10 protein-coding genes and 1 riboswitch are annotated in these 9,845 nt (G+C 70.6%); of the genes, 3 read left to right on the forward strand and 7 right to left on the reverse strand.

The genetic code is table 11. From position 1 onward, the window contains the following. Positions 1–72: 72 nt before the first annotated feature. A riboswitch (S-adenosyl-L-homocysteine riboswitch) is annotated at positions 73–148 on the reverse strand. Between the two features lie 136 nt (positions 149–284). Together AC1RVW_RS30235 and AC1RVW_RS30240 are read left to right on the forward strand one after the other, a co-directional pair. Then, positions 285–1,292 (forward strand): esterase/lipase family protein, encoded by a 1,008-nt coding sequence (locus tag AC1RVW_RS30235; protein WP_493204399.1) that lies wholly within the window; start codon positions 285–287, stop codon positions 1,290–1,292. 16 nt (positions 1,293–1,308) lie between these two features. Continuing rightward, positions 1,309–2,244 carry a lipase secretion chaperone gene (locus AC1RVW_RS30240; RefSeq protein WP_493204410.1) on the forward strand — a complete coding sequence of 312 codons (936 nt, stop codon included), beginning with the start codon at positions 1,309–1,311 and terminating at the stop codon, positions 2,242–2,244. 12 nt (positions 2,245–2,256) lie between these two features. Here AC1RVW_RS30240 and AC1RVW_RS30245 read toward each other — a convergent pair whose 3' ends face one another. Continuing rightward, a complete protein-coding gene (locus tag AC1RVW_RS30245; RefSeq protein ID WP_081268086.1) occupies positions 2,257–2,694 on the reverse strand; it encodes a PACE efflux transporter in 438 nt (145 codons plus the stop codon). A 123-nt stretch (positions 2,695–2,817) separates the two neighbouring features. On the opposite strand from AC1RVW_RS30245, the gene AC1RVW_RS30250 reads away from it, so the two are divergent. Then, positions 2,818–3,747: a LysR family transcriptional regulator gene (locus AC1RVW_RS30250; protein ID WP_493204401.1), complete on the forward strand. Its 930-nt coding sequence runs from the start codon at positions 2,818–2,820 to the stop codon at positions 3,745–3,747. A 7-nt stretch (positions 3,748–3,754) separates the two neighbouring features. Here AC1RVW_RS30250 and AC1RVW_RS30255 read toward each other — a convergent pair whose 3' ends face one another. The 6 genes from AC1RVW_RS30255 to AC1RVW_RS30280 all read right to left on the reverse strand — a co-directional run bounded on the left by AC1RVW_RS30255 (position 3,755) and on the right by AC1RVW_RS30280 (position 9,706). Then, entirely contained in the window at positions 3,755–4,408 is a 654-nt protein-coding gene (locus tag AC1RVW_RS30255; RefSeq protein ID WP_493204403.1) for an SH3 domain-containing protein, read from the reverse strand. A gap of 167 nt (positions 4,409–4,575) precedes the next feature. Continuing rightward, positions 4,576–5,628, reverse strand: a complete 1,053-nt coding sequence (locus tag AC1RVW_RS30260) for a homocysteine S-methyltransferase family protein (RefSeq protein ID WP_081271405.1) — start codon at positions 5,626–5,628, stop codon at positions 4,576–4,578. Positions 5,629–5,668: 40 nt separating this feature from the next. Beyond that, entirely contained in the window at positions 5,669–6,493 is an 825-nt protein-coding gene (hutG, locus tag AC1RVW_RS30265) for an N-formylglutamate deformylase (RefSeq protein WP_081271406.1), read from the reverse strand. Positions 6,494–6,500: 7 nt separating this feature from the next. Then, a complete protein-coding gene (locus AC1RVW_RS30270; RefSeq protein ID WP_493204406.1) occupies positions 6,501–7,883 on the reverse strand; it encodes a formimidoylglutamate deiminase in 1,383 nt (460 codons plus the stop codon). Next, the gene (gene hutI / locus AC1RVW_RS30275) at positions 7,880–9,106 is read right to left on the reverse strand and encodes an imidazolonepropionase (protein ID WP_493204408.1); all 1,227 of its coding nucleotides are present in this window, start codon (positions 9,104–9,106) and stop codon (positions 7,880–7,882) included. Before hutI ends, AC1RVW_RS30270 begins: the two co-directional genes overlap by 4 nt. A 27-nt stretch (positions 9,107–9,133) precedes the next feature. Continuing rightward, a complete protein-coding gene (locus tag AC1RVW_RS30280; RefSeq protein WP_081271408.1) occupies positions 9,134–9,706 on the reverse strand; it encodes a HutD/Ves family protein in 573 nt (190 codons plus the stop codon). Between the last annotated feature and the right edge of the window lie 139 nt (positions 9,707–9,845).

Consider the following 9,845-nt stretch of genomic DNA (forward strand, 5'->3'; position numbering starts at 1 on the left):
GGTGCCAGGGGGGCGGAATCGGGGGTAGCTGGAGCGGGAATCTGGGACATGGCCTCACCTGCGGAAGAGTCGAACAGGCGAGCGTCGTTGTCGCCCCAAGCCTGACGGCCGGCCGCTGTGGCCCGCCGCTGCAACGCTCCTTGGGAAGGCGAGCATTTTAGGGCGATTCAACCCGCCACGGGGAAAACCCCAGTTTCCATTCCCGCCCGCATCCACAGAATGCGGCCACCGTTTCCGAACGAACGTTCGTTTTTTCAACCGACGTCAGGGAGTGCCGGATGGCCATGAAGTGGAATGTGGTTCTTTGCTGCGGGCTGGCCGCGGCGACGATGGCGATGACCCCCATGGCCCGCGCGGCCGCCAGCGGCGGCTCGACGCTGGTGACGGCCCGGGCGACCTCCGACGAGGCCAGGACCAGATACCCCATCGTGCTGGTCCACGGCCTTCTGGGCTTCGACAACCTGCTGGGCGTCGACTACTTCTACGGCATTCCCGACAAGCTGGCCGGCGCCGGCGCGCGGGTCTACGTGGCGCAGGTCTCGGGTACCAACACCTCGGAGATCCGCGGCGAGCAGCTGCTGCAGGAGCTCAAGACCATCCGCGCGCTGGAAAAGAACCCGACGCTCAAGTTCAACCTGATCGGCCATTCCCAAGGCGCGCCCACGGTGCGCTATGTGGCGGCGGTGGCGCCCGACATGGTGGCGTCGGTCACCTCGGTGGGCGGCGCGAACGGCGGCTCCAAGGTGGCCGACCTGCTCGCCAGGCTGCCCGAGGGCGGCATCGCGCAAGGCGTGGTCGTCAAGGCCGTGGGGCTGCTGACCAGCGTGATCGGCTTCCTCTCGGGCAAGGACCCGAGCCAGCTGCCGGAAGTCCCGCTGAACGCGCTGGCCTCGCTGACCACGGCCGGTGGCGCGGCCTTCGACGCCAAGTTCCCGCAGGGACGGCCCGCGCAGGGCTCGTCGTGCAGCGTGAAGAGCGGCGCGGCGGTGGTGAACGGCGTGCGCTACTACTCGTGGTCGGGCGTGTCGACCGGCTTCAGCCTGTTCGACCCGAGCGACGCGCCGCTGTCGGCGCTGGGCACCCTCGCCTTCTTCGGCGAAGACAACGACGGCCTGCTCGCGACCTGCACCACGCGGCTCGGCACCCACCTGGGCGACTATCGCCAGAACCACCTCGACGAGGTCAACCAGGTGCTGGGCAACACCTATGGCAGCCAGTTCCCGTACTACGACAAGAAGGTGCCGGAGCTCTTCAAGGACCAGGCCGCGCGGCTGAAGAGCGCGGGACTCTGAGGCGCCGGCCGTGGGAATGCGGTGGGTGCCCTGGGCGGCGGGCGGCGCGGTGCTGATCGCGGTCGGCGGCGGCTGGCTCGCGAGCTTTCCCGACGAAGACGGCCCCTTCGCCGCAGAACGCGGGCCTGCCGCGGCGACCACCGCCACGGCCAGCCCCGAGCCACGACCGCCGCAGACCGCAGCGGCAGCCGCCGTGCCCGACGCGCTGCTGAACAGCGCGCTCATCTCCGTCTTCGACCAGGTGCTGTCCGAGGCGCAGGCCGACAACAAGGCCGCCTTCATGGCCATGGCCCCCGCCCTGCTGGCCAAGTACCTGCGCGAGGACTGGCGCGTGCGCGCGCTCGGACTGCTCGAACGCTATGTCGACATGCAGGAGGCCCTGACCTCCATGCCGCCGCCCGCGCCCGGCGACCCCGCGCAACTGCGCCGGGCCCTGCAGGCGCGCGAGGCGATGCGCCGGCGCTATTTCGCGCCAGAGGAAATCGAAGGCCTGTTCGGCGACCAGATCCGCCAGGACAACTTCATGGCCGACAAGCTGGAACTGCTCGCCAACACCGCCCTGACGCCCGAGCAGCGCACCGCTGCATTGAAGCAAAGCGAGCAGGCATGGCTGTCGCCGGAACAGCGCGAAGTGCGCCGGGAAGCCGTCGCCCATGCCGACGTGATGCAGCAGACCGCCGCGCTCGAGGCGCGAGGCGCGAGCCCGCAGGAGCGCTTTGCCGCGCGCAGCGAGGCCTACGGCTACGAAGTGGCCCGCAACCTCGCGGCGCTCGACCAGGAAAACCAGGACTGGAATGCGCGCCTCGACCGCTACGCGGCGGCGTCCGAAGCCGAACAGTCCCGGTTGCGCGAAACGCTCTTCAATGAAACCGAGCGCCTGCGCCTGAGCGGCGCGCTGGCGATGCGCTCGGCCGCGGCGCGCAAACCCGTCGCGCCGCCGGGCGGGCAGTAGGCACCTGACGCCTCAGGCCGGCTGCGCCTCGCCCATCGCCGAGGCCGGCAGGCCGAAGATGCGGTCGAAGGCCCAGTTGAAGACGAAGGTGTAGACCAGGAAGAACACCACCAGCCCCAGGTCCATCACCAGCGCCTGCCAGAGCGACACGCCCAGGCCCCAGGCGAACATCGGCACCAGGAAGGCGACGAGCCCGCCCTCGAAGCCGATGGCATGGGCGATGCGGCGGCGCACGCTGCGCCCGCGCACCGCCTGGCGCGACTCCCAGCGCTCGAACAAGGCGTTGAAAGCCAGGTTCCAGAGCACCGCGATGACCGATGCAGCCACCGCCAGCGCGCCGGAATGGCCCAGGCCGGCGTCGGTCATCAATGCCAGGCCGGCGCTGGCGGCGACGATGGCGATCCCTTCGTAAAGGGAGATGTAGACAACACGACGGCGAAGCCCCTGCATGATTTTTCCTCTTGCGTTCTGGATGAATGAAATGCGACGAGGTGGACTTTATGTGTCTCTTGCTGATATAAAAAGTTAACTTATTTCAGTTTTACTGATAGATCGACCCGAAAGCGCAAGCCAATGGCCTTCACCAGCGAGAACGTCGAAGTCTTCCTGGCCGTGATCGACCACGGCTCCTTTTCGGCGGCGGCCCGTGCGCTGCGCCGGGTGCCTTCGGCCGTGAGCATGGCCATCGCCAACCTCGAGGCCGAGCTCGATCTGCCGCTGTTCGACCGCAAGGGCCGCGAGCCCCAGCCCACCGCCGCCGCGCGCTCGCTGGAGCCGCAGGCGCGCATGCTGGCGACCCAGCTCAAGCAGCTGCAGGTGCAGGCCCTCGCGCTGACCCAGGGCCTGGAAGACCGGCTCACGCTGGCCATCGCACCCGAGCTGCTGGCCGCGCCGTGGAGCGGCCCGCTGGCCACGCTGGCGCAGGAATATCCGCTGCTGCAGGTCGAGGTACTGGCCGCCCCGCAGGCCGATGCGCTCGAACTGCTGCACAGCGGCCGCGCGCAACTGGCGCTGGTGTTCGAGCGCCCCAGCCTCGACGGCCGGGAAGGCTTCCAGGAAGTCGGCAGCGACCTCATGGTGGCGGTGATGGCGCCCGACCACCCGGTGCTGCTCGCCGCCCCCGGCGGCAAGCTGCGCGAGGACCACCTGACGAACACCCGGCAGATCGTCGTCGCCGGGCGCGACCTTGCCACCAGCGACCCGCGCTTCGTGTTCGCCCGCCATGTCTGGCGCACCGACAACGCGCTGGCCGCGCTGAGCCTGATCACCGCCGGGCTGGGCTGGGGCTGGCTGCAGCGCAACTTCGCGCGGCCTCACGTGGCGGCAGGCGCGCTGGTGGAAATTCCGTTCGAAAACCTCAGCAACGGGCTCGACCTGTGGGTCGATGTGGTGTGGTCACGCGAGCGCCCGCTCGGCCTGGGGGCGCAGCGCTTCGTGTCGCTGATCGGGCGGGATCGCCGGCCCCCCGGCGAATGCGGGCCCAAGACCGGCGGCGGCGGCTGACGGCCGGTCAGGGCCGGTGGCCACCGTGGTGCCCGCCACCACCGCCTGGATGCGGCATGCCGGGCGGCGGCCCGGGCCGGAACCCCGGATGCGGCCGCGGCGGCCTGAAGCCGGGGTCGACCGGAGGCCGGATGCCGGGCGGGGGCGGTGGACGCACGCCAGGCCCCGGCGGCCGGAAACCCGGTCCCGGCCAGGGACGCGGCTGCCATCCCGGCCGGATCGGCGGCGGTGGCTGCCAGCCGGCCACCGGCGGCGGCGGCCTGCCGCCCCACCAGCGCCGGTCGCCGTACCACGGCCGGTCGCGGTAATAGTTGCCCCAGTAGCTGCCGATCGCGAAGCCGACGATCGGCACGCCGATCACCGCGCCGTAGGTGGCCAGCGGCACGCGCTGCTCCTGGTATGCGTAGTCGAGGTTCCGCGCCCAGACCCAGCCTCGCCCGCCGTCTGGCAGCAGCACGTCGCACCAGCCGTAGCCGCTGGTGCAGCCCACCACATCGAGCGGCTGCCCGGGCGCCAGGCGCGCCACCAGCGGATAGTCGCCCGACGGGCCAGCCCGCAGGTTCACGGCGCCGCGCGTGAAGGCCTGCTGCGCCGCCGCCGAAAGCGGCAGCACCAGGGCGACCGCGGCGATGCCGGCCCAGCGTCGTGGGAATGAGTTCATGGCAAGGCTCCTTGGGCCCAGCCTATGCCGGGACCCCCAGCCCGTCAATCAGCGTGGGGCCGATTCAGTGAACACCGAGGAACCGGCTCAGCCGGGCCTCAGGTGTTGCCCCCGGCACGGCGAAGGCGCAGCGACACGAAGTGCGCGAAGCCTGGGGGCGAGCCTCTTTATGCCGCTTCGCGGTAGAAGCCGGCGCTGTGGGCGCCCAGCGCGCGGCCCGGCATCGGTGCCACGGCCTGGCCGATGGCGGCGATGTGGTCCGGCGTGGTGCCGCAGCAGCCGCCCACGATATTCACCAGCCCCTCGGCCGCGAACTCGTGCAGCAGGCGCGAAGTGACGTCCGGCGTCTCGTCGAAACCCGTGTCGCTCATCGGGTTGGGCAGGCCGGCGTTCGGGTAGCAGCTGATGAAGGTGTCGCCGGCCACGCGCGCCAGCTCCTGGATGTACGGGCGCATCAGCGCAGCGCCCAGCGCGCAGTTCAGGCCGATGGCCAGCGGCTGCGCATGGCGCACGCTGTGCCAGAAGGCGGTGACGGTCTGGCCGCTCAGGATGCGGCCCGAGGCGTCGGTCACGGTGCCGCTGATGATCAGCGGCAGGCGGTTGCCGCTGTTGTCGAAATACTCGTCCACCGCGAACAGCGCGGCCTTGGCGTTGAGCGTGTCGAAGATGGTCTCGACCAGGATCACGTCGGCGCCGCCCTCGACCAACGCTTCGGTCTGCTCGTAGTAGGCCGCGCGCAGCTCCTCGAAATTGACGTTGCGCGCGCCCGGGTCGTTCACGTCGGGGCTGATGCTCGCCGTTTTGGGCGTCGGGCCGAGGGCGCCGGCCACGAAGCGCGGCTTGTCCGGCGTGCTGAACTTGTCGCAGGCCGCGCGCGCCAGCCGGGCGGATTCGAGGTTCATCTCGCGCGCCAGGTGGGCCATCTTGTAGTCCTCCTGCGCGATGGTGGTCGCGCCGAAGGTGTTGGTCTCGATCAGGTCGGCGCCGGCCGCGAGGTAGCCCTCGTGGATGTCGCGGATCACGTCGGGCCGCGTGAGCGACAGCAGTTCGTTGTTGCCCTTGACGTCGCGATCGAAGTCCTTGAAGCGCTCGCCGCGGTACTGCTCCTCGGTGAGCTTGAAGCGCTGGATCATCGTGCCCATGGCACCGTCGAGGATGGCGATGCGCTTGGCGAGGATGCCGGGCAGGGCCTGGCCGTGGGTGTAGATGACGGGCTTCATAGCCTCCGATTGTAGAAAGCGGGCCCGCCCCTGGCGGGCGTCAGCCCTTTCGGCGGCTCTCCACGAACGCCAGCACCGCCTCGATCATGCGCCGCACATGCGGCTGCACGCCTGCCGCCACCTCGGGCAGGTAGTCGAACGGCAGCTTCTCCTGCATGTAGCTCGACTGCGTCATCTCCAGCTGCACCGCGTGCACGTTCTGCGCCGGGTTGCCGTAGTTGCGCGTGATGTAGCCGCCGGTGAAGCGGCCGTTGAGCACGCCCGTGTAGCCGGTGGCGCTTTCGGCGATGCCCAGCAGCGTCTGCGCCAGCGCCGGATCGCAGCTGACGCCCTTGCCGGTGCCCAGGTTCAGGTCGGGCAGCTTGCCTTCGAAGAAACGCGGCAGCACCGAGCGGATCGAGTGGGCGTCCCACAGCGCGGCCACGCCGTGCTGCGCGCGGATGCGGGCGAGTTCTTCGGCCAGCTTGGCGTGGTAGGGCTGCCAGATGGCGTCGCGGCGCTCGGCGGTTTCCTCGTCGCCCGGCAGGTCGCCGGGGTCGGCATACACCGGCGTGTCGTCGAAGGTGTCGACCGGGCACAGACCGGTGACGCTCTGGCCGGGATACAGGCTCGCGCCGTCCGGCGGACGGTTGAGGTCGATCACGTAGCGCGAGTGCGTGGCCACGAGCACCGAGGCGCCGAGTTCGTCGGCAAAGTCGTAGAGCCGTTCGAGGTGCCAGTCGGTGTCGGGCACGTGGCGCGCCTCTTCCGTGAAGCGCTCGGCAAGCGCCGGCGGCACGTGCGTGCCGACGTGCGGCATCGAAATGAGCAGCGCTCGCGTGCCCTGGCGAAAACGGAATGGCGGTTCGGCGGTGGTGAAGGCCATGGTGGGGTCAGTCCTTGAGTAGTTGGGTGCGCGCGGCCACGAAGGCGGCCGCGGCTTCGTCGTGCAGCGCGTGGCGGCCGGCCGACACGCGCGGGCGGCCCGCCACCCAGACGCTGTCGATGGCCGAGGTGCGGTGGCTCGCGAAGACGTGGGCCGAGAGCATATCGGGCGCCGGCAGTCCCTGCAGCGCGAGGTGCGACGCGTCGAGCACGGCGAAGTCGGCCTGCTGCCCCGCCGCCAGTCCGCCGACCGCACGGCCCGCGGCCTGCGCGCCGCCCTGCACCGCCTCGAGCGTGAGCGCGGTCGCGACATGCGGCTGCGCCGCGCTGGCGCCGACGTTGCGCTGGCGCCTGGCCAGGCGCTGGCTGTATTCGAGCATCAGCAGCTCTTCGGCCGCATTCACGCTGGCGTGGCTGTCCGAGCCCACGCCCCATGCGCCGCCGTGGCTGCGCCACTTGGCGAAGTCGAAGATGCCGTCGCCCAGGTTGGCTTCGGTGGTCGGGCACAGGCCCGCGACCGCGCCGCTGCGGGCCGCGTATTCGTACTCCGCGTCGTTCATGTGCGTGGCGTGCACCAGGCACCAGCGCGCATCGACCGGCGCGTGGTCGAGCAGCCACTCCACCGGGCGCAGCCCGCTCCAGGCCACGCAGTCGTCCACTTCCTTCGTCTGCTCGGCGATGTGGATGTGGATGGGCGCGGTGCGGTCGATGGCTTCGAGCCCCGCGATCGCATCGCGCAGGCCTTCGGGCGGCACGGCGCGCAGCGAGTGCGGCGCGAGGCCGAGGCGCGCGCCCTGCGCGTCGCAAGCCGGCTTGAGCGCTTCGAGCAGGCGCAGCATCGAATCGGTCGAGCGGATGAAGCGGCGCTGCCCGTCGGTGGGCGGCAGGTCGCCGAAGCCGCCGGTCTGGTAGAGCACGGGCAGCAGCGTGAAGCCGATGCCGGCCTTCTTCGCCGCGCGCAGCAGGGCCAGGCTCAGCGTGGCGTCGTCGGCATACGGGCGGCCGTCCACGTCGTGGTGCACGTACTGGAACTCGCACACGCTGGTGTAGCCCGCTTCGAGCATCTCGGCGTAGAGCCAGGTGGCGATGGCTTCCATGTGCTGCGGGCCGAGGCGCGCGGCAAAGCGGTACATCAGCGTGCGCCAGCTCCAGAAGCTGTCCTGCTGCTCGGCGCGATGTTCGGTAAGACCGGCAAAGGCGCGCTGGAAGGCGTGCGAATGCAGGTTGGGCATGCCGGGGATCACGGGGCCGCTGGCGGCTTGCGTGTCCGCCGGACGTTGCGCACCGGCTTGCACCTGCGTGAGCTGGCCCGCATCGTTCCACGCCAGCAGGACGTTCCTGGCCCAGCCTTCGGGCAGCAGCGCATCAGCCGCGAAAAGAGTGTTTGTCATGCGTTGGCTCCGATGGCGATGCGGCCCTGGCGCACCACGGTGCGCACGGGCCGCTGGCCGAACCAGTAGGCCAGTTCGGCCGCTTCGCGCACGTTCCACAGCACGAAGTTGGCGGGCATGCCGGGCGCGATGGCGCCGTGCGTGTCTTGCAGGCCCAGGGCGCGCGCGGCGTGCGCGGTGACGCCGTCCAGCGCCTCGGGCACCGTCAGGCGGAACAGGGTGCAGGCCATGTTCACCATCAGCAGCAGGCTCAGCGCCGGCGAGGTGCCGGGGTTGTGATCTGTAGAAACCGCCATCGGCACGCCCGCGGCGCGCAGCGCGTCGATGGGCGGCAGGTGCGTGTCGCGCAGCGTGTAGTAGGCGCCGGGCAGCAGCACGGCCACGGTGCCCGAGCGGCGCATCGCCTCGATGCCCTCGGCCGACAGGTGCTCGATGTGGTCGCACGAGAGCGCGCCGTAGCGCGCGGCCAGCGCGGCGCCGCCCATGTCCGACAGCTGCTCCGCATGCAGCTTGACCGGCAGGCCCAGCGCCTTGGCGGCCTTGAAGACCTGCTCGGTCTCCCCGAGCGTGAAGGCGATGCGCTCGCAGAACACGTCGACCGCGTCGACCAGCCCTTCGGCCGCCAGCGCGGGCAGCATTCCGTTGCAGACGAGGTCGATGTAGTCGCCGCTGCGGCCTGCGTATTCAGGAGGCAGCGCGTGCGCGCCGAGGAATGTGGTGCGCACCGTCACGCCATAGGCCTCGCCCAGGCGCCGCGCCACGCGCAGTTGCTTGCGCTCGTGTTCCAGCGAAAGGCCGTAGCCCGACTTGATCTCGATGGCGCACACGCCGTCTGCCAGCAACTGTTCGAGCCGCTTCGCGGCCTGCGCGAACAGCGTGTCTTCGTCGGCCTCGCGCGTGGCGCGCACCGACGAGACGATGCCGCCGCCGGCCTTCGCGACTTCTTCGTAGCTCGCGCCGGCGAGGCGCATCGCGAATTCGTTGGCACGCTGGCCGCCGTAGACCAGGTGCGTGTGGCAATCGACCAGCCCCGGCGTGACCAGCGCGCCGCCGCCGTCGTGCTGCTTGAGCCCGGCGAATTCCGCCGGCAGTGTGCTGCGTGCGCCGACCCAGCGGACAGCGCCCTGCGCCACGACGATGGCGCCCTCCACCGCGGCATCGGTGGCGAGGCGAAGACCGGTCCAGAGGCCGTCGGCGGAAGGAAATTCGTTGGCGGGTTTCATCGTCTTTCTTCTCGTTGGCTTTGCGGGTCAGGCAGGCAGGATGCGCACCGCGAGCAGCCGTGCGTCGGCGCCCTCCGGCAGCGCCTGCCAGGCCTGCGTGGCGTCGGCCCACTGCAGGCCCTCGCCTTCGCGGCACGCTTCATCATTCAGGCGCCACGCGCCGCGCAACGCGAGCAGCACGCCGTGCGGCGCGGCGCCGATGGCCGATGCGCTGTCGAGAACCCGCACCTCGGCGCGCCACTGTCCGCGTCGCGTCATCACGTTGAAGTCGTTGGACGCACCGCCGAGCAGCGTGCAGTCGATGGCCTCGTCGCCGCTGAAGGCGAAGGGCCGGTGCGGCACGTCGAGGCGATGGTCGATGCGCCCGTCGTGCGTGAAGAGGCGCACGCCGTCGCCCTCCAGCAGCGTGATGCTGCGGTCGACACCGGCGAATACCGAGAACGGCCCCGCCGCCGCGATGCTCGCGATGCTCACGCGCCAGCCGAAGCTGTCGAGCCCCGCGCCCTGCGGCCAGCTCATGACTTGCTGCGTGGTGCCGCCGCCGTTTTTCCAGGGCGTGACGGGAAGCGAGGTGCGCGAGAAGCGCTGCGCGCCGCTCATTGCCGAGCCTCTTGCTCCTTCCCCCTCTGGGGGAAGGCGGGGATGGGGGCGGCGCCCGATGAGCGTTGCGACTGGGTCGAGGCCGTCGTGCCCCCACCCCTGCCCTCCCCCGGAAGGGGAGGGAGAAAGACAAATGCGC

Source organism: Variovorax sp. MPBD4-3, assembly GCF_058809745.1.